Origin of the sequence: Variovorax boronicumulans, from assembly GCF_009811375.1 — a bacterium.
In the GTDB taxonomy this organism is placed as follows: Bacteria; Pseudomonadota; Gammaproteobacteria; order Burkholderiales; family Burkholderiaceae_C; genus Variovorax; species Variovorax boronicumulans.
The window spans coordinates 3,627,966-3,653,916 of sequence record NZ_BKDH01000001.1 but is presented as its reverse complement, the minus strand read 5'-3'; the positions used below and the strand labels follow the sequence as shown (position 1 = coordinate 3,653,916).

At 66.9% G+C, this 25,951-nt stretch carries 25 protein-coding genes; 4 read left to right on the top strand and 21 right to left on the bottom strand.

The window, feature by feature from the left end; translation table 11 throughout:
- Positions 1–90: 90 nt before the first annotated feature.
- Positions 91–1,086 carry an ABC transporter substrate-binding protein gene (locus tag VHAB30_RS16775; RefSeq protein ID WP_167394993.1) on the top strand — a complete coding sequence of 332 codons (996 nt, stop codon included), beginning with the start codon at positions 91–93 and terminating at the stop codon, positions 1,084–1,086.
- A gap of 15 nt (positions 1,087–1,101) precedes the next feature.
- On the opposite strand, the gene mnhG is transcribed toward VHAB30_RS16775, so the two are convergent.
- From mnhG to gyrA, 21 genes are all read right to left on the bottom strand, one after another.
- The gene (gene mnhG, locus VHAB30_RS16770; protein ID WP_062468694.1) at positions 1,102–1,452 is read right to left on the bottom strand and encodes a monovalent cation/H(+) antiporter subunit G; all 351 of its coding nucleotides are present in this window, start codon (positions 1,450–1,452) and stop codon (positions 1,102–1,104) included.
- Positions 1,449–1,727 (bottom strand): K+/H+ antiporter subunit F, encoded by a 279-nt coding sequence (locus VHAB30_RS16765; protein WP_062468691.1) that lies wholly within the window; start codon positions 1,725–1,727, stop codon positions 1,449–1,451. Before VHAB30_RS16765 ends, mnhG begins: the two co-directional genes overlap by 4 nt.
- Positions 1,724–2,215 carry a Na+/H+ antiporter subunit E gene (locus VHAB30_RS16760; protein WP_062468688.1) on the bottom strand — a complete coding sequence of 164 codons (492 nt, stop codon included), beginning with the start codon at positions 2,213–2,215 and terminating at the stop codon, positions 1,724–1,726. The genes VHAB30_RS16765 and VHAB30_RS16760 overlap by 4 nt, the downstream gene beginning before the upstream one ends.
- The gene (locus tag VHAB30_RS16755; protein ID WP_159277842.1) at positions 2,212–3,918 is read right to left on the bottom strand and encodes a monovalent cation/H+ antiporter subunit D; all 1,707 of its coding nucleotides are present in this window, start codon (positions 3,916–3,918) and stop codon (positions 2,212–2,214) included. The genes VHAB30_RS16760 and VHAB30_RS16755 overlap by 4 nt, the downstream gene beginning before the upstream one ends.
- On the bottom strand, positions 3,915–4,265 hold the full coding sequence (locus tag VHAB30_RS16750) for a Na+/H+ antiporter subunit C (protein ID WP_056582686.1): 351 nt from the start codon (positions 4,263–4,265) through the stop codon (positions 3,915–3,917). The genes VHAB30_RS16755 and VHAB30_RS16750 overlap by 4 nt, the downstream gene beginning before the upstream one ends.
- Positions 4,265–7,231 carry a monovalent cation/H+ antiporter subunit A gene (locus tag VHAB30_RS16745; protein WP_159277839.1) on the bottom strand — a complete coding sequence of 989 codons (2,967 nt, stop codon included), beginning with the start codon at positions 7,229–7,231 and terminating at the stop codon, positions 4,265–4,267. Before VHAB30_RS16745 ends, VHAB30_RS16750 begins: the two co-directional genes overlap by 1 nt.
- Positions 7,232–7,308: 77 nt before the next feature.
- Positions 7,309–7,695 (bottom strand): fluoride efflux transporter CrcB, encoded by a 387-nt coding sequence (gene crcB, locus VHAB30_RS16740; protein WP_070063999.1) that lies wholly within the window; start codon positions 7,693–7,695, stop codon positions 7,309–7,311.
- 25 nt (positions 7,696–7,720) lie between these two features.
- The gene (locus VHAB30_RS16735; protein ID WP_174250226.1) at positions 7,721–9,034 is read right to left on the bottom strand and encodes a TRAP transporter large permease; all 1,314 of its coding nucleotides are present in this window, start codon (positions 9,032–9,034) and stop codon (positions 7,721–7,723) included.
- A gap of 28 nt (positions 9,035–9,062) precedes the next feature.
- Positions 9,063–9,596, bottom strand: coding sequence for a TRAP transporter small permease (locus tag VHAB30_RS16730; RefSeq protein WP_159277838.1), 534 nt, complete (start codon positions 9,594–9,596; stop codon positions 9,063–9,065).
- A 3-nt stretch (positions 9,597–9,599) separates the two neighbouring features.
- Entirely contained in the window at positions 9,600–10,568 is a 969-nt protein-coding gene (locus VHAB30_RS16725; RefSeq protein WP_062468673.1) for a TRAP transporter substrate-binding protein, read from the bottom strand.
- Between the two features lie 162 nt (positions 10,569–10,730).
- Entirely contained in the window at positions 10,731–11,063 is a 333-nt protein-coding gene (locus tag VHAB30_RS16720) for a ComEA family DNA-binding protein (RefSeq protein WP_159277835.1), read from the bottom strand.
- Positions 11,064–11,200: 137 nt separating this feature from the next.
- Entirely contained in the window at positions 11,201–12,388 is a 1,188-nt protein-coding gene (gene lapB, locus VHAB30_RS16715; protein ID WP_159277833.1) for a lipopolysaccharide assembly protein LapB, read from the bottom strand.
- Positions 12,378–12,713, bottom strand: a complete 336-nt coding sequence (locus VHAB30_RS16710; protein WP_159277831.1) for a LapA family protein — start codon at positions 12,711–12,713, stop codon at positions 12,378–12,380. Before VHAB30_RS16710 ends, lapB begins: the two co-directional genes overlap by 11 nt.
- Positions 12,714–12,759: 46 nt before the next feature.
- Positions 12,760–13,086, bottom strand: coding sequence for an integration host factor subunit beta (locus tag VHAB30_RS16705; RefSeq protein WP_056582668.1), 327 nt, complete (start codon positions 13,084–13,086; stop codon positions 12,760–12,762).
- 80 nt (positions 13,087–13,166) lie between these two features.
- Complete coding sequence (rpsA, locus tag VHAB30_RS16700; protein ID WP_062468664.1) at positions 13,167–14,855, bottom strand: 30S ribosomal protein S1; 1,689 nt, start codon at positions 14,853–14,855, stop codon at positions 13,167–13,169.
- Positions 14,856–15,087: 232 nt separating this feature from the next.
- A complete protein-coding gene (locus VHAB30_RS16695) occupies positions 15,088–17,106 on the bottom strand; it encodes a bifunctional 3-phosphoshikimate 1-carboxyvinyltransferase/cytidylate kinase (protein WP_159277829.1) in 2,019 nt (672 codons plus the stop codon).
- 1 nt (position 17,107) lies between these two features.
- Positions 17,108–18,001 (bottom strand): prephenate dehydrogenase, encoded by an 894-nt coding sequence (locus VHAB30_RS16690; protein ID WP_159277827.1) that lies wholly within the window; start codon positions 17,999–18,001, stop codon positions 17,108–17,110.
- 18 nt (positions 18,002–18,019) lie between these two features.
- Positions 18,020–19,141 (bottom strand): prephenate dehydratase, encoded by a 1,122-nt coding sequence (gene pheA, locus VHAB30_RS16685; RefSeq protein WP_062468655.1) that lies wholly within the window; start codon positions 19,139–19,141, stop codon positions 18,020–18,022.
- Positions 19,142–19,165: 24 nt separating this feature from the next.
- A complete protein-coding gene (gene serC, locus VHAB30_RS16680; RefSeq protein WP_159277825.1) occupies positions 19,166–20,296 on the bottom strand; it encodes a 3-phosphoserine/phosphohydroxythreonine transaminase in 1,131 nt (376 codons plus the stop codon).
- Between the two features lie 6 nt (positions 20,297–20,302).
- Positions 20,303–20,890: a DUF2059 domain-containing protein gene (locus VHAB30_RS16675; RefSeq protein WP_235926701.1), complete on the bottom strand. Its 588-nt coding sequence runs from the start codon at positions 20,888–20,890 to the stop codon at positions 20,303–20,305.
- Positions 20,887–23,532 carry a DNA gyrase subunit A gene (gene gyrA / locus VHAB30_RS16670; protein ID WP_062468652.1) on the bottom strand — a complete coding sequence of 882 codons (2,646 nt, stop codon included), beginning with the start codon at positions 23,530–23,532 and terminating at the stop codon, positions 20,887–20,889. Before gyrA ends, VHAB30_RS16675 begins: the two co-directional genes overlap by 4 nt.
- Positions 23,533–23,756: 224 nt before the next feature.
- On the opposite strand from gyrA, the gene ompA reads away from it, so the two are divergent.
- From ompA to VHAB30_RS16655, 3 genes are all read left to right on the top strand, one after another.
- Positions 23,757–24,407, top strand: coding sequence for an outer membrane protein OmpA (ompA, locus tag VHAB30_RS16665; protein ID WP_070064005.1), 651 nt, complete (start codon positions 23,757–23,759; stop codon positions 24,405–24,407).
- A gap of 129 nt (positions 24,408–24,536) precedes the next feature.
- A complete protein-coding gene (gene ubiG, locus VHAB30_RS16660) occupies positions 24,537–25,265 on the top strand; it encodes a bifunctional 2-polyprenyl-6-hydroxyphenol methylase/3-demethylubiquinol 3-O-methyltransferase UbiG (protein WP_070064006.1) in 729 nt (242 codons plus the stop codon).
- Positions 25,265–25,939, top strand: a complete 675-nt coding sequence (locus tag VHAB30_RS16655; protein WP_174250225.1) for an HAD family hydrolase — start codon at positions 25,265–25,267, stop codon at positions 25,937–25,939. Before ubiG ends, VHAB30_RS16655 begins: the two co-directional genes overlap by 1 nt.
- Positions 25,940–25,951 lie beyond the last annotated feature (12 nt).

Below are 25,951 nucleotides of genomic sequence, written 5' to 3'. Positions count from 1 at the left end.
GCAGTCTGGATGATCTGGATTGCCTGTCAACCAAACAGTTGGTAATATGAATTTCAGGACCTGTTTTTACCTTCTTTTGGAGTGTTCCGCATGAAAAAGCTGTTGTCGGCCGCCGGCGCCACCGCCTTGCTCATGGCCTCGGCCCCTGCCGCGTTCGCGGCCGATGCCATGAGCCTGATGCTCAACTGGACACCCACGGCCGATCATGCGCCGATCTATTTCGCGAAGGCCAAGGGCTGGTACACCGAGGCGGGCATCGACCTGAACATCGAGGCCGGCAAGGGCTCGGCCGTGTCGGCGCAGCGCGTGGGCACCGGCGGCAGCGACCTGGGCATTTCCGACCTGCCCACCACGATCCAGGCCAAGGGCAAGGGCGCCGACGTGAAGGCCGTGATGGTCATCTACGCCAACAGCCCGCAGGGCTTCTACTGGCTCAAGTCGTCGGGCATCAACGGGCCCAAGGACTTCGCGGGCCGCAAGATCGGCAACCCGCCCGGCGACGCCGCGCGCCTCATGTGGCCGGCCTTCGCCAAGAAGGTGGGGCTCGACCCGGCCAGCGTGACCTTCGTCAACGTGAGCCCGCAGGCCAAGGTGGCGGCGCTGAAGAGCAAGTCGGTCGACATCATCAGCGACTTCTACAACGAGCACGACCTGAAGGCGCGCGAGTTCGGCGCCGACTTGGGCTTTCAGCCGTGGCGCGATGCGGGCGTGAACGTGTACGGCAACTCGCTGATCGTGAACGGCCCCTACCTCGCGAAGAACCCGGGCCAGGTGAAGAAGTTCGTCGCCGTGACGCAGCGTGCCTACGACGCCTGCGTGAAGAGCTTCGAGCCCTGCCTGCAGGCGCTGCAGGCCAGCGTGAGCGGCCTCACGCCCGACAACCAGCGCGACCAGTGGAATCGCATCAAGCAGTTGATGCGCGACGACACCACCACCAAGGTGGCGCTCGGCGCCTTCGACGGTGCGCGCGTGAAGGCCGACTACGAGCTCGTGTCTTCGCTGATCGGCATCGACAAGGCCTACGACCCCGCGACGCTCTTCACCAACGAGTTCCTCGACAAGGGCGTGCGCATGGCGCCCAACTGATTGGAAGAAGCCGCTTCAGCGCGACTCGGAGGAGGGCGGCACCTTCGTGTTGCCCTTCTGCCGTTCACGGAAGAGGGCGGCACGCATCAGGAAGATGGTGGTGATCGGCGCCGTCAGCACGATGAACAGCACGATCAGCACCGCGTGCAGGAACAGGCTGAAGCCCTGCACCGAGAAGTAGGCGATGGTGGCCACCGTCAGGCACCAGGCGCCCACCGTGGCGCCCAGCGTGGGCGCATGGATGCGGCGGAAGAAGGTGGGCATGCGCACCAGGCCGAAGGAGCCGATGGCCGCGAAGGCCGCGCCGAGCACCGCGAACACGGCGGTGATGATCTCCGCCCACAGGGGAAGTGCGGTGGCGCTCATTCGATGACCTCCCCGCGCAGCAAGAACTTGGCGATCGAGGTCGATCCCACGAAGCCGAACAGCGCCACCAGCATCGCCGCCTCGAAGTACACGCTGCTCGCGTAGTTGATGCCCAGCACCAGCATCATCAGCATGCCGTTGATGTAGAGGCAGTCGAGCGCCATCACGCGGTCCTGCGCGGACGGGCCGGCCAGCAGGCGAAAGAGCGCGCACAGCATCGCCACGGCCAGCAGGAAGAGCGCGGCCTTCAGGGCCCAGAAGAGAACAGGCGTCATGATTCGAAAATCTCCATCAGCGGACGTTCGTAGCGGGTCTTGATCAGGGCGATGAAGGCCGCCTCGTCCTCGAGGTCGAACACGTGGATCAGCAGCGTGGTGCGGTCGAACGACACCTCGCCCCAGGCCGTGCCGGGCGTGAGGCACATGATCATCGCGAGCACGGCGAGGCCGTTGGGGTCGCGCATGTCCAGCGGAATCTGCACGAAGCGCGCCGAGATGTCGGCGGTGCGGCGCGTGAGCAGCAGCCGCGCCACGTCGTACGCCGACTTCAGCATGTCGAAGGTGACGAGGAACGACAGCCGCAGCGCCACGCCGGGCCGGCGCATGCGCACGGTGGCGGGGCGCAGGCCCTTGGTGATCAGCGGCACGGCAATGGCGAGCAGCGCGGCCGACAGCAGCGTGGCCGCCTCGAGCGACTGGTTGAGCAGCAGCCAGATGACGAACAGCGCGAACGACAGCGGCGGGGAAGGCATCAAGCGCTTCATGGCTTGGCCTCCTCTTTCTTCGCGGGCACCGGGTTGGGCTTCTGCTTCGCGCCGAGCACGGCCTCGCGGTACGCGGTGGGCGTGCGCAGGCCGCCCGCGGTGGCTTGCGCGTGCTGCATCACGGGCTCGGCCCAGACCGTCAGCGCGACGCAGGCTGCGAGCAGGGCGGCCACCGGCAGCACCTCGAGCGCGGGCAGCGAGGGCATGGTGGGGTGGTGCTGGGTCCAGAAGTGGCGGATGCCGGTGCGGCTCAGCGCGATCAGCGAGAGAAAGCCCGCAACGATCAGCAGGCCGAGGAAGGTCCAGCCGGCGGTGGTGACGGCCCTGCCGTCGAGCAGGCCCGAGAGCATCGCGAACTTGCCGACAAAGCCCGACAGCGGCGGCAGGCCCGCCAGCAGCAGCGTGCACAGCATGAAGCTCAGGCCCAGGAAGGCCACGCCCGCCGGGATGGCGCGGCCGTAGAGCGCCTGGGCATCGTCGTCGAGGTTCACGTCGTCGAGCGCGCGCAGGTCTTCGGCCAGGAAGGGCGCGTTGCCCGCCGCTTCGTGCGGCGCGACGCTCATGCCCGCGTTGCGCCAGCGCTCGATCATGTCGATCAGCAGGAAGAAGGCCGCCACCGCGAGCGTCGAGCTCAGCATGTAGTACAGCGCGCCCGCCCACACGGCGGGGTCGCCCAGCCCCACGGCGGCCAGCAGCGTGCCCGCCGACACCAGCACGCTGAAGCCCGCGAGGTTCGACAGCCGCTGCGTGCCGACGATGCCGATGGCGCCCACGAACAGCGTCGCCAGCCCCACGCCCACCAGCGCAGCCTGCCCGAAGGCGGCCGAGGCGCCGGTGTCGGGCGCGAACAGCACGGTCCACAGGCGCAGCACGGTGTACACGCCGAGCTTGGTCAGGAGCGCAAACACCGCGCCCACCGGCGACACGGCCGCGCTGTAGGCCGGCACCAGCCAGAAGTTGAGCGGCCACGCGCCCGCCTTGGCGAAGAACGCGGTGGCCAGGATGGCTGCAGCCGCGTGCACCAGGCCGCGGTCGCCCGGCGCCAGCTCGGCGATGCGCGCGCCCAGGTCGGCCATGTTGAGCGTGCCGGTCACGCCGTACAGGATGGCCGCGCCGATCAGGAACAGCGACGAGGCCGCGAGGTTGATCGCGATGTAGTGCAGCCCGGCGCGCACGCGCAGCCGGCCCGAGCCGTGCAGCAGCAGGCCGTACGAGGCGGCCAGCATCACCTCGAAGAACACGAACAGGTTGAACAGGTCGCCCGTGAGGAAGGCGCCGTTCAGGCCCATGAGCTGCAGCTGCAGCAGCGGATGAAAGTGCACGCCCGCGCGGTCCCAGCGCGAAGTGGAATAGATCGAGGCGGCGAAGGCCACCACGCCCGTGAGCGCGACCATCATGGTCGAGAGCCGGTCGGCCACCAGCGTGATGCCGAAGGGCGCGCGCCAGTTGCCCGGCAGGTACACGCCGATGGAGCCCGGGCCGCCGCCGGTGTCGGCCGCGTTCACCCAGCGCAGCAGCGCCAGCGCGGCCAGCAGGCCGACCAGGCCCGAGACCACGCTGAGGAAGGACTTGGTGCGCCGGTGGTTCTCGTTCATCAGCAGCATCAGCGCCGCCGTGAGCATGGGCACGAGGATGGGCACCGCCACCAGGTGCGGCATGCTGAACTCGAGGAAGCGGTCGAGCAGGTGAAGCACGTCGTTCATTCCACGGCCTCCCGCTCTTCACCGTCCACGTGGTCGGTGCCCGACAGGCCGCGCGAGGCGAGCATCACGACGAGGAACAGGGCGGTCATCGCAAAGCCGATCACGATCGCCGTGAGCACCAGCGCCTGCGGCATCGGGTCGGCCGTGTTGGCCAGCGTGGCCTTGAAGCCTTCGACCAGCACCGGCTCGCTGTCGACCTTGAGCCGACCCATGCTGAAGATGAACAGGTTGACCGCGTACGAGATGAGCGTCAGGCCCATGATGACCTGGAAGGTGCGCGGGCGCAGCAGCAGGTACACGCCCGACCCCGTGAGCACGCCGATGGCGATGGCCAGCACGATTTCCATCAGCGGGCCCCTCCGGTGGCGGCGGCCGCTTCTTCGGCTTCGGCGGCGGCGCGAGCCTGCGCTTCTTTCTCTTCTTGTTCGTCGGCCCAGCGGTGGCTTCGGATGGACTGGTGGGCCAGCGCGGTCAGGATCAGCATGGTGGCGCCGAGCACCAGCGCGAACACGCCGATGTCGAAGAAGAGGGCACTGGGCACGTGCATGTCGCCCAGCAGCGGCACGTGCACGTGCGCGGTGTGCGTGGTCAAGAACGGGTAGCCGAACACGATCGCGCCGCCGCCCGTGGCCAGCGCGAACAGCAGGCCGATGGCGATCCAGCGGCGCGGGTAGATGCGCAGGTGTTCTTCGACCCACTCGGTGCCCGAGACGATGAACTGCAGCACCAGCGCGACCGACATCACCAGCCCCGCGACGAAGCCGCCGCCGGGCGCGTTGTGGCCGCGCATGAAGAAGTACACCGACACCAGCACGGCCACCGGCAGCACGAGGCGCACCAGCACGGCCGGCACCATCAGGTAGCCGATGGCGGAGTCGGTGGCGCGGCGCGGGTTCAGCAGGTCGCTGCTGCCGTCGTCGACCTGCAGCCGCTGCTGAATGGGCAGCGCCATCGATTCGATGGCCGGGCGGAAGCGCCGCAGCAGCGCATACACGGTGAGCGCCACGATGCCCAGCACCGTGATCTCGCCGAAGGTGTCGAAGCCGCGGAAGTCGACCAGCATCACGTTGACCACGTTGGTGCCGCCGCCTTCGGTGAGCGCGCGCTCGAGGAAGAAGGGCGAGATGCTCTGCGGGAAGGTGCGCGTCATCATCGCCCAGGCCAGTGCCGCCATGCCGCAGCCGGCGATGGTGGACACCAGCAGGTCGCGCCCGCGCCGGCCCCAGGGGCGCAGCCGCATGCGCGCGGGCTGCACCACGTCCTTGCTGCGCATCGGCAGCCAGCGCAGGCCCAGCAGGATGAGCACCGTGGTCACGGCTTCGACCACCAGCTGCGTGAGCGCGAGGTCGGGCGCCGAGAACCAGATGTAGGTGACGCACGAGACCAGCCCGGCGCCCGCGGCCAGCATCAGCGCCGCGAGCCGGTGGAACTTGGCCTGCCACGCGGCGGCCACGGCGCAGGTGCAGCCGATGAGCCAGGTCATCGCGAACATCGGCGAGAACGGCAGCAGCTCGCGCGTCCCGCGCTCGGCCGGCGTGGTCCACAGCGAGGCCGCGGCGCCCGCCACGGCCACCACCACCAGCCACAGCAGCTGCCACTGCAGGCGGCGCGTGCCGAAGAGGCGGCGGCTGCGCCGGCCGGCTTCGCTCAGCAGCGCGATCAGGTGTTCGAAGATGAGCTGCCCGTCGAAGCGGTGCAGCAGCGGCGTGTGCTCCAGGCGGCCACTGCCCAGCGGGCGGCGCAGCAGCAGGTAGAGCACGGCGCCGCCTGCCAGTGCGACGAAGCTCATCATCAGCGGCAGGTTGAAACCATGCCACACGGCCAGGCTGTAGACGGGCAGCGTGCCGCCGACCACCGGCGTGGCCGCGGCCGCGAGCATCGGGCCGACCGACCAGGCCGGCGCCACGCCCACCACCAGGCACACCAGCACCAGCAGCTCGACCGGCACGCGCATCCAGTGCGGCGGCTCGTGCGGCGGCTTGGGCACGTCGGGGCCGCAGGGCGGGCCGAAGAACACGTCGAACACGAAGCGCGCCGAGTACGCCACGCTGAAGATGCCCGCGAGGGTGGCGACGATTGGCAGGCTGAGGTCGATCCAGGGCGTGGCCTGGATGAAGACGGTCTCGGCGAAGAACATCTCCTTCGAGAGAAAGCCGTTGAGCAGCGGCACGCCGGCCATCGAGGCGCTGGCGATGATGGCCAGCGTGCCCGTGATGGGCATGAGCCGCATCAGGCCGCTGAGCTTGCGGATGTCGCGCGTGCCGGTCTCGTGGTCGATGATGCCGGCCGCCATGAACAGCGACGCCTTGAAGGTCGCGTGGTTCATGACATGGAACACCGCCGCAACGGCCGCCAGCGGGCTGTTCAAGCCCAGCAGCAGCGTGATGAGGCCCAGGTGCGAGATGGTCGAGTAGGCCAGCAGCGCCTTCAGGTCGCGCTGGAACATGGCCGCGAAGCCACCCAGCAGCAGCGTGATGGCACCCGCGCCGCCCACCATCCAGAACCATTGCTCGGTGCCCGAGAGCACGGGCCACAGGCGCGCCATCAGGAACACGCCCAGCTTCACCATGGTGGCCGAGTGCAGGTAGGCCGACACCGGCGTGGGCGCGGCCATGGCGCGCGGCAGCCAGAAGTGGAACGGGAACTGCGCGCTCTTGGTGAACGCGCCGAGCAGGATCAGCACCAGCGCCACCGGGTACAGCGCGTGCGCGCGGATGATGTCGCCCGAGGCCAGCACGATGTCGAGCTCGTAGCTGCCGACGATGCGGCCCAGCACGAGCACGCCGGCCAAGAGGCACAGCCCGCCCGCGCCGGTGACGGTGAGCGCCATGCGCGCGCCGCGCCGCGCGTCGCGCCGGTGGTGCCAGTAGCCGATGAGCAGGAACGAGAACAGGCTGGTGAGCTCCCAGAACAGCACCATCTGGATCAGGTTGCCCGAGAGCACCACGCCCATCATCGCGCCCATGAACGCGAGGAAGAACGAGAAGAAGCGCGGCACCGGGTCAGAGGCCGACATGTAGTAGCGCGCATAGAGCACCACCAGTGCGCCGATGCCCAGCACCAGCATGCAGAACAGCCATGCGAAGCCGTCGAGGCGGAACACGAGGTTCAGGCCGAGGGCCGGCAGCCACTCGATCTCCTGGCGCAGCACGTTGCCGTGCGCGATCTGCGGAAAGAGCCAGGCGACCTGGATCGCGCAGCCCAATGCGACGAGCCCTGCGAGGGTCGACTCCCGGTTGCGCGCGTTGGACGGCATCAACGCGGCCAGCACGCTGGCAAGAAAGGGGAGTGCGACGAGAAGGGCGAGGGGCATCGGGGGTCGATTCTATCGACCGACCCTCTGGGAAGCCCCTGTCTATAACCGCAGGAGCACGGGCAGTTTTGTCGCTGTCACGCAGCCAGCACGAGCTGCACGCTGCGGATGCCCAGCCAGGTCAGCACCAGCGAGCCGCACAGGTGCAGCAGGCCGGTGCCCAGCGCCAGCAAGGGTCGTCCGCCGAGCAGCAGCGCGACCACTTCGGCCGAGAAGCTCGAGAAGGTCGTGAGCCCGCCGAGAAAGCCGGTGATGAGCAGCAGCCGCCACACCGGGTCGAGCTGCGGCAGCGCCTGGAAGACGGCCACGGCCACGCCGACGAGGTAGCCGCCGACGAGGTTGGCGGCCAGCGTGCCATAGGGCACGGGGCCGCCGGTGTTGAGCCACAGGCCCAGGCCCCAGCGGGCGAGGGCGCCGCACGAGGCGCCCACGCAGATCGCTAGAACCGGCAATAGAGGAGGCATCCGTTCCCTTGTCGTCGTCGCACTGTCATTTCTCCTTGCCCATCACCAGGTCGGGCAGGATCGTGACGATACCCGGGAACAGCGTGATCAGCGCGATGCACAGCACGAGGCAGAAGAAGAACGGAATCGCCGCCTTGGCGATCACGTTGCTGTCCTTGCCCGTCATGTTCTGCAGCACGAACAGGTTGAAGCCCACCGGCGGCGTGACCTCGGCGATCTCGACCAGCAGCACCACGAAGATGCCGAACCAGACCAGGTCGAAGCCCGCCTTCTGGATCATCGGCAGCACCACCGCGCTGGTCAGCACGATCATCGAGATGCCGTCCAGCGCCGTGCCCAGCACGAGGTACACCACCACCAGTGCGCCGATGAGCGCATAGGGCGACAGGTGCATGCTGTCGACCCATTCGGCCAGCTCGCGCGGGATGCCGGTGAAGGCCATGGTCTTGGTCAGGAACGCAGCCCCGGCCAGGATGAACATGATCATGCAGCTGGTGCGCGTGGCGCCCATGATCCCGTCCTTGAAGTTCTGCCAGGTCAGGCTCTTGCCGTAGGCCGCGATGGCCAGCGAGCCCAGCACGCCGAAGGCCGCGCACTCGGTGGCCGTGGCCCAGCCGGCCACCAGCACCCAGACGATGAACACGATCAGCAGCGCGCACGGGATGAGGTTGCCCGACAGCCGGATCTTCTCCATGAAGGTGGTCGGCGGATCGGCCGGCGGCACCTGGTCGGGGTGGCGCAGGCTCCACCAGCCGATGTAGCCCGAGAACAGCAGCATCAGCAGGAAGCCCGGCAGGAAGCCGGCCAGGAAGATGCGGATGATGGAAGCGTCGGCCGCCACCGCGTACACCACCATGGTGATTGAGGGCGGGATCAGGATGCCCAGCGTGCCGGCCGTGGCCAGCGAGCCGATGGCCAGCTTCTCGTTGTAGCCGCGGCGCTTGAGCTCGGGCAGCGCCACCTTGGCGATGGTGGCGCAGGTGGCGGCCGACGAGCCCGAGACCGAGCCGAACACGCCGCAGCCGAGGATGGTGGTGTGCATCAGCCGGCCGGGCACGCGGTTGAGCCACGGCCGCAGGCCTTCGAACATCTCCTCGCTGAGCTTGGTGCGGAACAGGATCTCGCCCATCCAGATGAACAGGGGCAGCGCCGCCAGCTCCCAGCTCGCGTTGCTTTCCCAGAAGGCCGAGAACAGGTTCTTGCCGGGCAGGGTGTTGGTGAAGAAGGCCTGGCCAACCCAGCCGACGATGGCCAGGGTCATGGCGATCCAGACGCCGCCGGCGAGCAGCAACAGCATGATGCCGAGCAGCAGCGCGCCCATCAGGAGGGTTTCGAGCATCGGTGTCTTTTGTTGTTGTCGTTGTCGGTCAGACGTCGGAAGAGAAGTCGCCCGCCGCGTGGCGCTCCTCGACGGCGCGCTGGTAGCTGGGCTTCTCGCCGCGCACCACGCCGACGAGTTCGTCGACCATGGCGATCAAGAGCAGCCAGCAGCCGATCACGAAGCTCGACTGCGGAATCCAGATCGGGATCACGAGCAGGCCCGTGGCCATTTCCTTGAACTCGTAGCTCTCGTACGTGAAGCTGGTGGCCCAGTAGGTCAGGTAGGCGACCGACACGGCGGCGACCAGCAGGCAGGCCACGTCGAGCACGCGGCGCACCTTCCGCGGCACGGCGTCGAGCAGCAACGTGACCCGCACGAAGTCGCCGTGGCGAAAGGCGTGCGCCATCGCGAAGAAGGCCGCTGCCGCGCACAGCCAGGCCACCGCGTCGTTGAGCCCGCTCACGTGCCAGTTCATCTGCCGGCCCACGCCGGCCACGATCATCAGCACGAAGATCAGGAACACGCAGAACGCGCCCAGCGCGCCGGCACCGTTGTACAGGCGGTCGAGGAAGCGCCTCACGGCTTACTTCTTCTTGTAGGCGTCGACGATGGCGGCACCGTCCGCACCGGCCGCCTTGAGCCAGTCGGCCTGCATGATGCCGCCGACCTGGCGCATGTCGGTGTCCAGCTTGGGCGACGGCTTGTGGATCTTCATGCCGCGCTCGGCCAGCAGGCGCTTGTATTCGTCGTTCTTTTCCTGCGCGACCTTCCAGCCGCGTGCTTCGGCATCGGCTGCGGCCTTGGTGACGGCGGCCTTGCCGGCGGCGTCGAGTGCATCGAAGGCCTTGGCGTTCACGAGGATCGCGTTCTTCGGAATCCAGGCCTGCGTGTCGTAGAAGTTCTTGATGTGCTCGAAGGTCTTGGTGTCGTAGCCGGTGGAGCCCGAGCTCATGTAGCTCTCGATCACGCCGGTGGCCATGGCGGCGCTCAGTTCGGCCTGCTGGATCTGCACGGGCTGCGCGCCGATGAGCTCGGCGATCTTGGCGGTGGCCGGGCTGTAGGCGCGCCACTTGATGCCGCGCAGGTCGGCCACCGAGCCGATCTCCTTCTTGGTGTAGATGCCCTGCGGCGCCCATGGCACCACGAACAGCACCTTGATGCCTTGGGCTGCGAGCAGCTTGTCCATCGCGGGCTTGGAGGCGTCGTAGAGTTTGCGGGCCTCGGGGTACGTGGTGGCCAGGAAGGGCACGCCGTCCAGCGCGTAGATCGGGTTCTCGTTGGCGTAGTTGGCCAGCAGGATCTCGCCGGCCTGGGCCTGGCCGCTTTGCACGGCGCGCTTGATCTCGGGCGCCTTGAACAGCGACGCGTTGGCATGCACCGTGATCTTCAGCTTGCCGCCGGTGGCCGCGTCCACGTCCTTGGCGAACTGCGTGATGTTCTCGGTGTGGTAGTTGGTCGCGGGGTAGGCGGTGGGCAGGTCCCACTTGGTTTGCGCGAAGGCGGCGGCGCCAAGGGTGAGGCCCGCCAGGGCAATGCCGAACTTGTGATTCATGGACGCGCTCCGGAATGTAGTCAAAGCTGAATGAAAGAAAAGCATACGTGCAAATTCCGGGCCATTCGCTGAGGCATTTCCCTGCCATGTGGTGTCGATGCGGCACCCGGCGCGGGCATGAAGAAACCGCCTCGAGGGCGGTTTCTTCGGTTCAGGTTGGCGTCACTGCTTGGCGGGTTTCGCCTCGGCCACCTTGCCGGCCTTGCTTGCCTTGGCCGGGGCCGCCGCGCCGTTGAAGCTCTGGCCGTTGACCGTCAGGCCCTCGGCCGACAGCTTGGCCGCGCTCTTTTCCTTCACGCCCTTCACGCGCTGCATGAGGTCGGGCCAGTCCTTGAACTCGCCTTCCTTGCGCGCGTCGAGGATGCGCTTGGACAGCGACGGGCCGACGCCCTTGAGGCCGTCGAGGTCGGCGGCGCTGCCCTTGTTGGCGTCGACGGCGGCAAACGAGACGGCCGCGAAGCACATGGCGAGCGTGGCGATGACTTTCTTGAACATGGTGAAAACTCCCTCTTCAATCGTTGGTATGGCTATGCCGACAGGAATATCGGCTTCGGCTCAACGAGAGGGCGAACGCACCAGTTGACGTGAAAACGGGGCCCAGGGCCCCGTGTGACGATTGTTCCGAACCGTGGTCAGAGTTCTTCCACGCGCCGCGGCGGGTAGCTGTCCCAGGCCTGGCAGCCAGGGCAGTGCCAGAAGTACTGGTGCGCCTCGAAGCCGCAGGCCGCACAGCGGTAGCGCATGAGCGGACGGGTCGCCTGGTCGAGCGCGCGTTGCACCTGCGGGTGGAACTGCTCGTGCTCGAAGCGCTCGCCGGCCAGCCAGCGCGAGGCCGCGACGAGCGAGGGCTGGTGCGCGAGGTGGGCGATGTAGCTGTCGCGCGGCGTGGGGGCGGGTGCTTCTTCGGCGGGCGTGTCCGATGCCGTGCGGGCCGGCGTGCCGCCGAGCGCGATCAGCGCCTCGAGCACGTCGATCGATGGCGACTCGGCATAGCGCCGCTGCAGCAGCGCCAGCGCCTCGCCTTCGCGCTGCGCGGCCACGGCGGCCTTCTGCAGCGACGCGGCATACAGCGGCAGCGCCAGCGGCGCCGTGTCGCTGAGCCCTTCGAGCGTGTCGAAGGCCGCGGCGGCTTCGCCGTTGCGCAGTTGCAAGGTGGCGGTGTCGATGGCCGGGCGCGGTGCCTGCGGCGCCAGGGCGCGGGCCTGCGTGAGCAGGTCGCTGGCGCCCTGCAGGTCGCCGGCCGCGACGTGTTCGTTGGCCTGCTCGCACAGGTGGTGGGCGCGGCGCGTGCTGTAGCTGGCCTGGTCGGACTCGTCGAGCTTCTGCGCCACATCGGCGGCCTGCGCCCATTCGCGCGAGCGCTCGTAGATCGCCAGCAGCGCGAGGCGGGCCTCGTTCTCGTAGCGCGTGCCTTCGAGCTTCTGCAGCGCCGCCTCGGCGCGGTCGAGCAGGCCAGCGCGCAGGAAGTCTTGCGCCAGCGCGTGCTGCGCGCGCTCGCGGTCGGCACGGCTCAGGTCGCCGCGGCCCAGCAGGTGCTCGTGCACGCGCACCGCGCGCTGGTACTCGCCGCGGCGGCGGAACAGGTTGCCGAGCGCGAAGTGCAGCTCTTGCGTGTCGGGGTCGTTCTGCACGGCCTCGATGAAGGCGTCGATGGCCTGGTCCTGCTGCTCGTTGAGCAGGAAGTTCAGGCCGCGAAAGTAGGCCTTGGGCGCCTGCCGGTTCTCGAGCTTGAGCTGGCGGATGTCGAAGCGCGATGCGAGCCAGCCCAGCACGAAGGCGACGGGCAGGCCGATCAGCAGCCAGCTGGGATCAAAGTCCATGTTGACGTACGGCGGGAAGGTCGGTGGCGGAGATGGACGGCGTTGCCGCGGAGGCGGTCGCAGTGGCCAGCGGTGCGGGCGAAGGGGCGTCGGAAACCGCAGGCACCTGGGCCGCGGCGGCGCGGTGTTTCCACCAGCCGGGCAGCATGCCCAGCGCGCCGACCACGAGCCCGCCGGCAAAGGCCGCGAGCACGACGAGCACCAGTGGCGCGCGCCAGTGGGTTCCGAAGAAGAAGTAGACGGTCGCGTCGTGCTGGTTGTTCAGCGCGAAGGCGAAGAGCGTAAAAAAAATGGCTGCCTTGAGCAGCCACAGGAGGTACTTCATAGCTGTTCCCGTTGCCGGGAGCATTCTACGTTTGCATTCATTTGCATCAGGCCTTGCGGCCTGCGGCTTCCTTGCCTGCATCGAGCTCGGCGGTCTTCGCGTCGACGGCTTCGCGCAGCGCCTTGCCCGGCTTGAAGTGCGGCACGCGCTTCTCGGGAATCTGCACGCTCTCGCCCGAACGCGGGTTGCGGCCGATGCGCGGCGGACGGCGGTTGACCGAGAAGCTGCCGAAGCCACGGATCTCGATGCGGTGGCCACGCACCAGCGCGTCGCTCATGGCGTCCAGGATGGTCTTGACGGCGTATTCGGCATCGCGGTGCGTGAGCTGCGCGAAACGGGCTGCGAGTTCTTCGACGAGGTCTGAGCGGGTCATAGGCCAAACATAAACGAAAAACGTGGACGAAAAAAAAGACAGAGCGGCCCCGGGGGCCTGCCTCTGTCTTCGGACTCAGCTTACTTGTTGTCGCTGTTGTCGAGCTTGGCGCGCAGCAGGGCGCCCAGGCTGGTCGTGCCCGCGTTTTCGCGTGCCGACTGCTGGCTCAGGCTGGCCATGGCGCCTTGTTCGTCGACCATGTCCTTCTGCTTGATCGACAGCTGGATGTTGCGGGTCTTGCGATCCACATTCACCACGATGGCCGTGACTTCGTCGCCTTCCTTGAGCACGTTGCGGGCATCTTCGACGCGGTCGCGCGAGATTTCCGAAGCACGCAGGTAGCCGATGATGTCTTCGCCGAGGTCGATTTCAGCGCCGCGGGCGTCCACGGTCTTGACCTTGCCGGTCACGATCTGGCCCTTGTCGTTCACGGTGGTGAACGTGGTGAACGGATCGCTGTCGAGCTGCTTGATGCCCAGCGAGATGCGTTCGCGGTCGACGTCGACAGCCAGCACGATCGCTTCGACTTCCTGGCCCTTTTTGTAGTTGCGAACGGCGGTTTCGCCGGTTTCGTTCCACGAGAGGTCCGAGAGGTGCACCAGGCCGTCGATGCCGGCAGCCAGACCCACGAACACGCCGAAGTCGGTGATCGACTTGATCGGGCCCTTGACGCGGTCGCCACGCTTCGTGTTCTGAGCGAACTCTTGCCACGGGTTGGCCTTGCACTGCTTCATGCCCAGGCTGATGCGGCGCTTGTCTTCGTCGATTTCCAGGACCATGACTTCGACTTCGTCGCCCAGCGAGACGATCTTGTTCGGAGCGATGTTCTTGTTGGTCCAGTCCATTTCGGAGACGTGCACCAGGCCTTCGATGCCGGGTTCGAGTTCGACGAACGCGCCGTAGTCGGCAATGTTCGTGACCTTGCCGAACAGGCGGGTCGATTGCGGGTAGCGGCGCGAAACGCCCATCCACGGGTCGTCACCCATTTGCTTGAGACCCAGCGAGACACGGTTCTTCTCGGTGTCGAACTTGAGGATCTTGGCGGTGATTTCCTGGCCGGCCTGAACGACTTCGCTCGGGTGGCGAACACGGCGCCATGCCATGTCGGTGATGTGCAGCAGGCCGTCGATGCCGCCGAGGTCCACGAACGCACCGTATTCGGTGATGTTCTTGACCACGCCACGGACAACAGCGCCTTCCTTCAGGGTTTCCATCAGCTTGGCGCGTTCTTCGCCCATGCTGGCTTCGACCACGGCACGGCGCGACAGCACGACGTTGTTGCGCTTGCGATCGAGCTTGATGACCTTGAATTCGAGGGTCTTGTTCTCGTACGGGGTCAGGTCCTTGATCGGACGCGTGTCGATCAGCGAACCCGGCAGGAACGCGCGGATGCCGTTGACCAGGACGGTCAGGCCGCCCTTGACCTTGCCGCTGGTGGTGCCGGTGACGAAGTCGCCCGATTCCAGGGCCTTCTCGAGGGCGAGCCACGAAGCCAGACGCTTGGCGGTGTCGCGCGAGAGGATGGTGTCGCCGTAGCCGTTTTCAACGCTGCCGATGGCAACGGAAACGAAATCGCCGGCCTGGACTTCGAGTTCGCCCTTGTCGTTCTTGAACTCTTCGATCGGCACATACGCTTCGGACTTCAGACCGGCGTTGACGACGACGTGGTTGTGTTCGACACGCACGACTTCGGCGGTGATGACCTCGCCGCTGCGCATTTCGGAACGCTTCAGGGACTCTTCGAATAGGTCGGCAAAAGATTCAGACATTTATGGTTCCTTCCGTCAGGCAGGGTTGGCAGGCGCTCTTGCGAAATTGCGTGCGGCTGCTGTGGGTCTGTAGACGGCGGTTAGGTTGTGGGCGTGAGCCCGGTTGGTTGAACAACCAGCAGGCCGGTGCGCTGTCGCGCGGAAGGAGCCTGCTGGAGCGGTAGGCGCCTCCCGGAACACCCGGGAGACGCAAGCCTTTCAAGCGGACTTGAAAGGCTGCACTTCAATTCGCTCAAGCGGACTTGAACGGTTGAACCTGCTGCCACCAGTTCAACACCGTGTCGATCGAGTGTTCGATGGACAGCTGGGAGTTGTCGAGGTGGCGAGCGTCCTGCGCCGGCTTCAGAGGGGCGACGCTACGGGAAGAGTCCCGGGCGTCACGTGCTTCCAAGTCGGAGCGAAGACTGTCGAGTGTAGTCGAAATACCCTTTGAAATCAACTGCTTATGCCGCCGTTCGGCGCGCTGGGCGGCACCCGCCGTGAGGAACACCTTGAGGGCCGCGTCGGGGAAGATCACGGTGCCCATGTCGCGCCCGTCGGCCACCAGGCCGGGCAGGCGGCGAAAGCGATGTTGCAGGTCTTGCAGCGCCTCGCGCACGGCCGGCAGCGCGGAGACGCGGGAGGCGTCCATGCCGGCGGCTTCGGTGCGGATGTCGTCGCTCACGTCTTCGCCGGCCAGCAGCACCTTGCCCTCGGTGAACTGCAGGGGCAGGGCGGCGGCGAGGGCGGCGATCTGCGCTTCGTTCGCAGCGTTGGCCTCCAGGCCGGCGCGGCGCGCGGCAAGCCCGGTCACGCGGTACAGCGACCCCGAATCGAGGTAGTGGTAGCCCAGCAGGCGCCCCACCTCGGCGGCCAGCGTGCCCTTGCCCGAGGCGGTCGGGCCGTCGATGCAGATCACGGGCACTTCGGCGGCCTCGGCCACCGAGAAGAGGGTCTCGAAGTAGTCGGGGAAGGTCTTGGCGACGCAGTGCGGCTCGAGGATGCGCACCGGCACGCCGGCCGGGTTGAAGGCCGCGAGCGAGAAGCACATGGCGACCCGGTGGTCGTCGTAGGTGCGAATGCTGGCGGGCCGCCAGCCGGCGGCGGGCAGGGGGTGGACGCGGATGAAATCGGGGCCGGCCTCGACCGTGGCGCCGAGCTTTTGCAGCTCGTTCGCCATGGCGTCGATGCGGTCAGTTTCCTTCACGCGCCAGCTCGCGATGTTGCGCAGCGTGGTGGGGCCGTCGGCGTACAACGCCATGACGGCCAGCGTCATGGCGGCGTCGGGGATGTGGTTCGCGTCGAGGTCGATGGCCTTCAGGGGCCAGGCGCCGCGGCGGATTTCGAGCCAGTTCGGGCCGCTGTCGACCCGCGCGCCCATCTGTTGGGCGGCGTCGATGAAGCGGATGTCGCCCTGGATCGAGGCCGCGCCGACACCTTCGATACGGATGCCGTTCTGCCCCGAAACGCCCGTCGCAATAGCGCCGAGCGCTATGAAATAGCTAGCAGACGAGGCGTCCGCCTCGACGTGGATTTCGCCCGGCGAGCTGTAGCGGCTGCCGGCGGGGATGGTGAAGCGCTCCCAGCCGTCGCGTTGCACCGTGATGCCGAAGCGCGCCAGCAGGTTCAGCGTGATCTCGATGTAGGGCTTGGAAATCAGTTCGCCGACGACCTCGATCACGATGTCGTGGGCCGCCGCGAGCGGCAGCGCCAGCAGCAGGGCGGTCAGGAACTGGCTCGACACGTCGCCGCGCACGCGGATCGGCGCGCCAAGCGCCAGTTCGTCGTGCGACACGGGGTGGATGCGCAGCGGCGGGTAGCCGGGGTTGCCGAGGTAGTCGATGCGGCAGCCGAGCTGCGTGAGGGCGTCGACCAGGTCGCCGATCGGGCGCTCGTGCATGCGCGGCACGCCACTGAGTTCGAACTCGCCACCGAGCAGCGACAGCGCCGCCGTCAGCGGACGCATGGCGGTGCCGGCGTTGCCCAGGAACAGCGGCAGCAGCGTTGCGCCCAGCGACGGCGGCAACTGGCCGCCGAGGCCCGTGATGCGCAGCGAACTGCCGGCCGGCTCGATGCCGCAGCCCAGCGCGCGCAGCGCGTCGAGCATCACGCGCGTGTCGTCGGAATCGAGCAGGTCGTGGATCGTGGTGGTGCCGCTGGCCAACGCAGCCAGCAGCAGCACGCGGTTGGAGATGCTCTTGGAGCCCGGCAGCCGGACCGTGCCGGCGGCGCCCGCGAGGGGCGGGAGGTCGAGGAAGGCGGTCGAGAACATGTCAGCTGTCCTGCTGGGCCAGAGCGTCGGTGCTCGAATTCGGCCGCCAGGCGGCGCGCGCCTTGCTGGCGGCGGCGATGGATTGCTCCAGGCCCTGCAGGTCGCCGGCGGTCATCAGTGCTTCGAGGTCTTCCAGCGCCTTGCGGAAGGCCTGCGACTGCTGCAGCACCTGTTCGCGGTTGGCGAGCAGCACGTCGCGCCACATGACGGGGTCGCTGGCGGCGATGCGCGAGAAGTCGCGAAAGCCCGGTCCCGCGAGGCTCAGGAAGCGGTCGCCCTGCGGCTGGCCGATGAGGGCGTTGGTGTAGGCAAAGGCCAGCAGGTGCGGCAGGTGGCTCACGGCGGCGAAGGCGGCGTCGTGCTCTTCGTGCGTCATGGTGACGACGTTGGCGCCGATGCCGCTCCACACCTGCGAGGCGCGCTGCACGTTGGAGCGCAGCGTGGTCTTGACGGGGGTCAGCACGACCTGGCGGCCGGTGAAGAGCGAGGCTTCGGCATGCTCGATGCCGGAGACTTCCTTGCCGGCGATCGGATGCGCCGGCACGAAGCTGGCGAACTGCTTTTGCAGGCCGTTGCGCGCGGCCTCGATCACGTCGCCCTTGGTCGAGCCCACGTCCATCACCAGCGTGTCGGCCGAGATGCCGTGGCGGATGGCCTTGAAGGTGGCTTCCGAGGCGGCCACCGGCACGGCCAGCAGCACGATGTCGGCACCCGACACCGCCAGCAGCGCCGAGGGCGCCGCCACGTCGATCACGCCGAGCTGGCGCGCCCGCTCGGTGGTGGAGGGCGACTTGCTGTAGCCCACCACGCGTTTCACCAGCTTCGCGCGCTTGAGCGCGAGCGCAAAGGAGCCGCCCATGAGGCCGCAGCCGATCAATCCCAGTTGCTCGAACATCGCGTCGGTCCGTTCGGCTCAGGCTTTGATCGGGTAGGCGCCGAGCACCTTGTAGAAGGCGCAGAGGCCGCGCAGTTCGGCCAGCGCCGCCGCCACGTTGGGCTGCGAGGGGTGGCCGTCGAGGTCGATGTAGAAGTAGTACTCCCACTGGCCGGTGCGCGCGGGGCGCGACTCGAAGCGCGTCATCGAGACGTTGTTGGCCTTCAGCGGCACCAGCAGGTCGTGCACCGCGCCGGGGCGGTTGGGCACCGAGACGATCAGGCTCGTGCAGTCCTTGCCCGAAGCCGGCGGCATGGCCAGCGTCTGCGGCAGGCAGATCACCGAGAAGCGGGTGCGGTTGTACGAATCGTCCTGGATGGCGTGCGCCACGATGTGCAGGCCGAAGCGGGTGGCGGCGCGTTCGCCGGCCAGCGCGGCCCAGGCCGGATTGGTGGCCGCGAGGCGTGCGCCTTCGGCGTTGCTCGACACGGCGCGCCGCTCGGCGTTGGGCAGGTGCTTGGACAGCCAGGTCTGGCACTGCGCCAGCGCCTGCGGATGGGCCAGCACGGCCTCGACGCCTTCGAGCGAGTTGCTGCTGCGCATCAGGTGGTGGCGCACCAGCAGGCTGACTTCGCCGACGACATGGGTGGGCGAGTGCAGGAACAGGTCGAGCGAGCGCGTGACCACGCCTTCGGTCGAGTTTTCGACGCCGACCACGCCGTACTGGGCGCTGCCCGCGGCGGTGGCGTGGAACACCTCGTCGAAGCTGGCGCAGTAGATCAGGTCGGCGGCGCCGCCGAAGTACTCGATGGCGGCCTGTTCGCAGAAGGTGCCCTCGGGGCCGAGCACGGCCACGCGTTGGGGCGATTCGAGTGCCAGGCAGGCCGACATGATCTCGCGCCAGATGGCCGCGACATGGAGGTCCTTGAGCGGACCGCCATTGCTTTTCTGCATCTTGTCGATGACCGCGGCGACGCGGTCGGGGCGGAAGAAGGGCGTGCCTTCGCGCTTCTTGACCTCGCCGACCAACTCGGCCACATGGGCGCGCTCATTGAGCAGGCTCAGCAGCCGTTGGTCGAGGGAGTCGATCTGCACGCGCAGACCGGCCAAGCTTTCGGAATTGTCGGGGGTGGTGGGTGGTGTGGGGGCAGAGGCGGTCATCGGTGCGAGCAACAGGGCATGCGCCTACGCATGCGATCGCTCGAATTCTCTCATGTAGGCCACCAAGGCCTGCACCCCTGCCAACGGCATGGCGTTGTAGATGCTCGCGCGCATGCCGCCGACCGACTTGTGGCCCTTGAGCTGCAGCAGCCCAGCTTCGCGCGCGCCGGCCAGGAAGGCCTCGTTGCGCCCCTCGTCGGCCAGGAAGAACGGCACGTTCATGCGCGAACGGCAGTTGGCGTCGATGCGGTTGGCGTAGAAGTCGGAGCCGTCGATGAAGTCGTACAGCAGCTTCGCCTTCTCGACATTGCGCTGCTCCATGGCGGCAACGCCGGTGAGCGCGCCCTCGGTCTGCTGCAGCAGCCACTGGAACGTGAGCCCCGCCATGTAGATGCCCCAGGTCGGCGGGGTGTTGTACATGGAGTGGTTGTCGGCCACGGTCTTGTAGTTGAACGCGCTCGGGCAGATCTCGAGCGCGTGGCCCAGCAGGTCGTCGCGCACGACCACGATGGTCAGGCCGGCGGGGCCGAGGTTCTTCTGGGCACCGCCGAAGGCCAGGCCGACGCGGCTCCAGTCGACGCTGCGCGAGGCGACGTGGGAAGAAAAATCGATGACCAGCGGCGCCTTGCTGCCGAGCGCGGCCAGGTCGGGCAGTTGCTGGAACTCGATGCCGTTGATGGTCTCGTTGCTGCACACGTGCACATACGAGGCATCGCCGGACAGCTGCCAGCTCGCGGGGTCGGGCAGCTTTGTGTGCTGGTTGTCGGCGTTGCTGGCCGCCACGCGGGCGGTGCAGTAGCGCTGCGCTTCCTTGTGCGACTTGGCGCTCCAGCTGCCGGTGACGACGAAGTCGGCAACGCCGCCGCGCGACAGGTTCAGCGGCACGATGGCGTTCTCGCCGAGGCCGCCACCCTGCATGAACAGGATGTGAAAGTGCGAGGGGATGGCCAGCAGCGTGCGGATGTCGGCTTCGGCCTGGGTGCAGATGGCACCGAATTCCTTGCCGCGATGGCTCATCTCCATCACGCTCATGCCACTGCCCTGCCAATCGAGCATCTCGGAAGCGGCGCGTTGCAGCACCGCCTCCGGCATGGCAGCCGGACCGGCCGAAAAGTTGTAGGGGCGCTTGCCGGCCGGCGTCTGCTGCTGGGTCACGTTGCTTTACTTCTTGGCGGGAGCCTTGGCAGCGGGTGCCTTGGCGGGAGCTGCTGCGCCGTCGGTCGGAGCACCGAGGGCCTTGGCGACGTTGGTGTCGAGTGCGCGCATCTTGGGTTCGATGGTGGCGCGGGTTTCGGTCACCAGCTTTTCCGTCAGAGCGGTCTGCATCTTCGGGTTCAGTTCCTGGTACTTCTTGCTCAGGGGCGAGTTGATCCAGGCCAGCAGCTGCTTGAGTTCGTCTTCGCTGAAGTTCTGCTCGAGGATGGGCGTGAGGGCGCCAGGGGCGATCTGCACGGCCTTGTCGCGCACCAGCGGGTAGGCGTCGTCGAAGTACTTCTTCAGCTCGGCGTCGGCGGCCTTGGCGGCGGATTCGCGCTTGGCTTCGGGCACCTGGGTCTGCAGGTACTGCGAACCGGCTTGCGCGATGGGGGCGCTCGACTGCTCGATCAGGCCGCGTGCCAGCGACTCGATGCCGGGGCGCTGGATCTCGATGAACTGCTTGATCAGCGTGGCCTTGTCCTGGGCCATGGCGGCCATGGACGAGCCGGCGAGGGCAGCGGTCAGGAGTGCGAGCTTGAGTTGTTTTTTCACTGAGGATTCTCCGTTGAAGATGTGGAAGTGTCGTCTGCGTCCGGCTCACCTTCGCCGTTCGCGTCGTTTTCGACGATGCGTTGAAGCCCGCTGAGTTTGGCGCCTTCGTCGAGCCCGATCAGCGTGACGCCTTGCGTCGCCCGACCCAGTTCGCGAATCTCGGCCACACGGGTGCGCACGAGCACACCCTTGTCGGTGATGAGCATGATCTCATCGTCCGCATGAACGAGCGTGGCGGCAACGACCTTGCCGTTGCGCTCACTCTGTTGAATCGCGATCATGCCTTTGGTTCCGCGGCCATGACGCGTGTATTCGGTAATGCTTGTGCGTTTTCCGTAACCATTTTCGGTGGCGGTGAGCACGCTTTGCTGCTCGTCCTCGGCCACCAGCATGGCGATCACGCCCTGGCCGGGCTCCAGCGACATGCCGCGCACGCCGCGGGCGTTGCGGCCCAGCGGGCGGACGTCTTCCTCGTCGAAGCGCACGGCCTTGCCGTTGTCGCTGAAGAGCATCACGTCGTGCTTGCCGTCGGTGAGTGCCGCGCCGATGAGGTAGTCGCCTTCATCGAGGTTCACGGCAATGATGCCGCCCTTGCGCGGGTTGCTGAATTCGTCGAGCGCCGTCTTCTTGACCGTGCCCATCGAGGTCGCCATGAACACGTACTGGTCGGCCGGGAAGTTGCGCTTCTCGCCGGTGAGGGCGAGGGCGACGTTGATCTTCTCGCCTTCCTGCAGAGGGAACATGTTGACGATGGGGCGTCCGCGCGAGCCGCGCGAACCCGCCGGCACTTCCCACACCTTGAGCCAGTACAGCCGGCCGCGGTTGGAGAAGCACAGGATGTAGTCGTGCGTGTTGGCGATGAAGAGCTGGTCGATCCAGTCGTCGTCCTTGGTGGACGTGGCCTGCTTGCCGCGCCCGCCGCGCTTTTGCGCGCGGTACTCGCCCAGCGGCTGGCTCTTGATGTAGCCGCTGTGCGAGAGCGTGACGACCATGTCGGTCGGCGTGATCAGGTCTTCGGTCGAGAGGTCGTAGGCACTGTGCTCGACCAGGCTGCGGCGCGCGCCGATCTTCGACTGGCCGAACTCCTGCTTGATCTCGCCGAGTTCGTCGCCAATGATGATCGAGACGCGCTCGGGCTTGGCCAGGATGTCGAGCAGGTCGTCGATCTCGGCCATGACGTCCTTGTACTCGGCAACGATCTTGTCCTGCTCCAGGCCGGTCAGGCGCTGCAGGCGCATCTGCAGGATTTCCTGCGCTTGCGTTTCCGACAGGCGGTACAGGCCGTCGCCGCCCATGCCGTATTCGCGCTCGAGGCCCTCGGGGCGGTAGTCGTCGGCGTTGATCACGCCGCCGTCGGCGCGCGAACGCGTGAGCATTTCGCGCACCAGCTTGCTGTCCCAGCTGCGGGTCATGAGCTCGGCCTTGGCGACCGGCGGGGTGGGCGATTCGCGGATGATGCGGATGAACTCGTCGATGTTGGCCAGTGCCACCGCCAGGCCTTCGAGCACGTGGCCGCGTTCGCGGGCCTTGCGCAGCGTGAAGACGGTGCGGCGCGTGACCACTTCGCGGCGGTGCTGCAGGAAGACCTCGATCAGGTCCTTCAGGTTGCACAGCTTGGGCTGGCCGTCGACCAGCGCCACCATGTTGATGCCGAAGGTGTCCTGCAGCTGCGTCTGCTTGTAGAGGTTGTTGAGCACCACCTCGGGCACTTCGCCGCGCTTGAGCTCGATCACCAGGCGCATGCCCGACTTGTCGGATTCGTCCTGGATGTGGCTGATGCCCTCGATCTTCTTCTCGTGCACCAGCTCGGCCATGCGCTCCTGCAGCGTCTTCTTGTTGACCTGGTAGGGCAGCTCGTCAACGATGATCGCCTGGCGCTGGCCGCGGTCGATGTCCTCGAAGTGGCACTTGGCGCGCATCACGACCTTGCCGCGGCCGGTGCGGTAGCCGTCCTTCACGCCGTTGATGCCGTAGATGATGCCGGCGGTGGGGAAGTCGGGCGCCGGCACGATTTCCATCAGCTCGTCGATGCTCGCCTGCGGATTGCGCAGCAGATACAGACAGGCATCCACCACTTCATTCAGGTTGTGCGGCGGGATATTGGTGGCCATGCCGACCGCAATACCGCCGGAGCCATTGACCAGCAAATTCGGCAGCTGGCTGGGCAAAACTTTCGGTTCTTTTTCGGAGCCGTCGTAATTGTCCTGAAAGTCGACAGTTTCCTTGTCGATATCGGCCAGCATTTCGTGCGCAATTTTGGCCAGCCGGATTTCCGTATAACGCATTGCGGCGGCGTTGTCGCCGTCGACCGACCCGAAGTTGCCCTGGCCGTCGACCAGCATGTGGCGCATCGAGAAGTCCTGGGCCAGCCGGACGATGGTGTCGTAGACCGACTGGTCGCCGTGCGGGTGGTACTTACCGATCACGTCGCCGACGATACGGGCCGACTTCTTGTACGGCCGGTTCCAGTCGTTGTTGAGCTCGTGCATCGCGTACAGCACGCGCCGGTGCACCGGCTTGAGGCCGTCGCGGGCGTCGGGAAGCGCCCGGCCGACGATCACGCTCATGGCGTAATCGAGGTAGCTGCTGCGCATTTCCTCTTCGAGACTGATGGGCAGGGTTTCTTTGGCGAAGGAGGTCATGAGCAAGAGGCTGGCGGCAGGAAGGCGAAATTTTACGCTGTGAGGGGTGTCGCACCGCCGCAACACAAGGGCTCTATTCCGCCTCCGTCCTACGCTTCAGGGGCGTCCAGCGGCCTGTTTGCCAAAGACCCTATGGCACAATCGTCTCAACGTTTTGGGTGGTGGTCACTTAAAGCGTCCTTGATTCGCAGCGCGGCTGCGGCTTTTTCCCCAAGAGGAGAACCATGAAGAAACTGAATAAAGTGGCGATGATGTTTGCAGTCGCTGCGCTCGCCACTGCCGCCGGCGCGCAGACCCGTGTCACCGCTGCGAACGGCGGTCCTACGATCGACAACTGGCAAAACGGCACCGGCGAACTGGTCTGGAAGAACGGCACGAACGAACTGTGCTGGCGCGATGCCAACTGGACGCCCGCAACGGCTGCCGCCGGTTGCGACGGCGCCCTGGTTCCGGCTGCTCCGGCTGCTGTGCCCACCGCTCCTGGCGTGGCTCCCGTGGCTCCCCCGGCTCAAGTCGCTGCTTCGAAGGTCACCTTCGCTGCTGACGCCTTCTTCGACTTCGACAAGTCGGTGCTGAAGCCCGAAGGTCGCGCCAAGCTGACCGACCTGGTCGAGAAGATCCGTGGCGTGAACCTTGAAGTCATCATCGCTGTGGGTCACACCGACTCCATCGGTACCGACGCCTACAACCAGCGTCTGTCGGTGCGTCGCGCCGAAGCCGTCAAGGCCTTCCTGGTCTCGAAGGGCATCGAACGCAACCGCGTCTACACCGAAGGCAAGGGCGAGAAGCAGCCTGTGGCTGACAACCGCACCAAGGAAGGCCGCGCCAAGAACCGTCGCGTGGAAATCGAAGTGGTTGGCACCCGCGCCAACTGATCGATCGATTCCATCGACGAATGAAAACCCCGCCTCGGCGGGGTTTTTTTATGCCTGCCGTATTTGCGGCCGTGCCTGAGGCAAGCCCATTGCGTTCGAGCCGGGCTTTGCTCGCTTCATAATTGCCCCATGACAGAAAACGTGAATGCAGACCCGGCCGAACTGGCCAAGTTTTCGGAACTCGCACACCGGTGGTGGGATTTGGAGAGCGAATTCCGCCCGCTGCACGAAATCAATCCATTGCGGCTGGAATGGATTGACGGTATTGCGCCTATTTCGGGGCAACGTGTCGTCGATATCGGCTGCGGCGGCGGCATCCTGGCCGATTCGATGGCGCGCAAGGGCGCCGACGTGCTGGGCGTCGACCTCGCGACCAAGGCGCTCAAGGTCGCTCAACTGCACGCCCTCGAAGCAGGGACGCGCGGCGTCAAGTACCGCGAAATCAGTGCCGAGGCGCTGGCTGCCGAGCAGCCCGGCAGCTTCGACGTGGTCACCTGCATGGAAATGCTGGAGCACGTGCCCGATCCGGCATCGGTGATCCAGGCCTGCGCCACCCTGGTGAAGCCGGGCGGCTGGGTGTTCTTCTCGACCATCAACCGCAACCTGAAGTCCTTCATGCTGGCGATCGTGGGCGCCGAGTACGTCCTGGGTATGCTGCCGCGCGGCACGCACGAGTACCCCAAGCTGATCCGTCCCAGCGAACTGGCCGGCTACTGCCGCGCTGCCAGCCTGGACCTGCGCCACACCCGAGGCATGGAATACAACCCGCTGACCCGCCGCTACTGGCTCAGCGCCGACACCAGCGTCAACTACCTGTTCGCGACCCAGAAGCCGGCGCTGCCGGAGGCGCAGGGATGATGAAGATCGGGAGCACGACCACACAGGCCATCCTGTTCGACCTCGACGGCACGCTGATCGACAGCGCGCCCGACCTGGGCGCGGCGGCCGACAAGATGCGCACCGACCGCGGCCTGGCGCCTTACCCGCTGGAGCGCTACCGCCCGATGGCCGGCGCCGGCGCACGCGGCATGCTCGGCATTGCCTTCGGCATCACGCCCGATGCGCCGGAGTTCGATGCGCTGCGCGAGGAGTTCTACGTCGGCTACGAACGCCGCATGCTGCTCAACACCCTGGTGTTCGACGGTGTGGCGCCGCTGATCGAGGCGATCCGCGAGCGCGGCCTGCGCTGGGGCGTGGTCACCAACAAGTCGGCCCGCTTCACCGAACCGCTGACCGCCGCGATGCCGCTCTTCGCGAGCGCGGGCGCGATCGTGAGCGGCGACACCACGCCGTTCGCCAAGCCGCACCCCGAACCGCTGCACGAGGCGGCGCGCCGTCTCGGCGTGGTGCCCGAGGCCTGCATCTACGTGGGGGACGACGAGCGCGACATCATCGCGGGCCGCGCCGCGGGCATGGGAACCGTGGCGGCCACCTACGGCTACATGGGTTCGCAGGCCGATGCGGCGCTGTGGAAAGCCGATGCCTCAATCTCTTCGCCCCTGGAGCTCTTGAAGTTACTCAATAGCGCCTAAAATGAGTCGCTT

What these genes read in the sequence shown, in the direction of transcription:
- VHAB30_RS16775 (WP_167394993.1), top strand. Translation starts at nt 91, where the DNA reads ATGAAAAAGCTGTTGTCGGCCGCCGGCGCCACCGCCTTGCTCATGGCC.
- mnhG (WP_062468694.1), bottom strand. Translation starts at nt 1,452, where the DNA reads ATGAGCGCCACCGCACTTCCCCTGTGGGCGGAGATCATCACCGCCGTG.
- VHAB30_RS16765 (WP_062468691.1), bottom strand. Translation starts at nt 1,727, where the DNA reads ATGACGCCTGTTCTCTTCTGGGCCCTGAAGGCCGCGCTCTTCCTGCTG.
- VHAB30_RS16760 (WP_062468688.1), bottom strand. Translation starts at nt 2,215, where the DNA reads ATGAAGCGCTTGATGCCTTCCCCGCCGCTGTCGTTCGCGCTGTTCGTC.
- VHAB30_RS16755 (WP_159277842.1), bottom strand. Translation starts at nt 3,918, where the DNA reads ATGAACGACGTGCTTCACCTGCTCGACCGCTTCCTCGAGTTCAGCATG.
- VHAB30_RS16750 (WP_056582686.1), bottom strand. Translation starts at nt 4,265, where the DNA reads ATGGAAATCGTGCTGGCCATCGCCATCGGCGTGCTCACGGGGTCGGGC.
- VHAB30_RS16745 (WP_159277839.1), bottom strand. Translation starts at nt 7,231, where the DNA reads ATGCCCCTCGCCCTTCTCGTCGCACTCCCCTTTCTTGCCAGCGTGCTG.
- crcB (WP_070063999.1), bottom strand. Translation starts at nt 7,695, where the DNA reads ATGCCTCCTCTATTGCCGGTTCTAGCGATCTGCGTGGGCGCCTCGTGC.
- VHAB30_RS16735 (WP_174250226.1), bottom strand. Translation starts at nt 9,034, where the DNA reads ATGCTCGAAACCCTCCTGATGGGCGCGCTGCTGCTCGGCATCATGCTG.
- VHAB30_RS16725 (WP_062468673.1), bottom strand. Translation starts at nt 10,568, where the DNA reads ATGAATCACAAGTTCGGCATTGCCCTGGCGGGCCTCACCCTTGGCGCC.
- VHAB30_RS16720 (WP_159277835.1), bottom strand. Translation starts at nt 11,063, where the DNA reads ATGTTCAAGAAAGTCATCGCCACGCTCGCCATGTGCTTCGCGGCCGTC.
- lapB (WP_159277833.1), bottom strand. Translation starts at nt 12,388, where the DNA reads ATGGACTTTGATCCCAGCTGGCTGCTGATCGGCCTGCCCGTCGCCTTC.
- VHAB30_RS16710 (WP_159277831.1), bottom strand. Translation starts at nt 12,713, where the DNA reads ATGAAGTACCTCCTGTGGCTGCTCAAGGCAGCCATTTTTTTTACGCTC.
- VHAB30_RS16705 (WP_056582668.1), bottom strand. Translation starts at nt 13,086, where the DNA reads ATGACCCGCTCAGACCTCGTCGAAGAACTCGCAGCCCGTTTCGCGCAG.
- rpsA (WP_062468664.1), bottom strand. Translation starts at nt 14,855, where the DNA reads ATGTCTGAATCTTTTGCCGACCTATTCGAAGAGTCCCTGAAGCGTTCC.
- VHAB30_RS16695 (WP_159277829.1), bottom strand. Translation starts at nt 17,106, where the DNA reads ATGTTCTCGACCGCCTTCCTCGACCTCCCGCCCCTCGCGGGCGCCGCC.
- VHAB30_RS16690 (WP_159277827.1), bottom strand. Translation starts at nt 18,001, where the DNA reads ATGTTCGAGCAACTGGGATTGATCGGCTGCGGCCTCATGGGCGGCTCC.
- pheA (WP_062468655.1), bottom strand. Translation starts at nt 19,141, where the DNA reads ATGACCGCCTCTGCCCCCACACCACCCACCACCCCCGACAATTCCGAA.
- gyrA (WP_062468652.1), bottom strand. Translation starts at nt 23,532, where the DNA reads ATGACCTCCTTCGCCAAAGAAACCCTGCCCATCAGTCTCGAAGAGGAA.
- ompA (WP_070064005.1), top strand. Translation starts at nt 23,757, where the DNA reads ATGAAGAAACTGAATAAAGTGGCGATGATGTTTGCAGTCGCTGCGCTC.
- ubiG (WP_070064006.1), top strand. Translation starts at nt 24,537, where the DNA reads ATGACAGAAAACGTGAATGCAGACCCGGCCGAACTGGCCAAGTTTTCG.
- VHAB30_RS16655 (WP_174250225.1), top strand. Translation starts at nt 25,265, where the DNA reads ATGAAGATCGGGAGCACGACCACACAGGCCATCCTGTTCGACCTCGAC.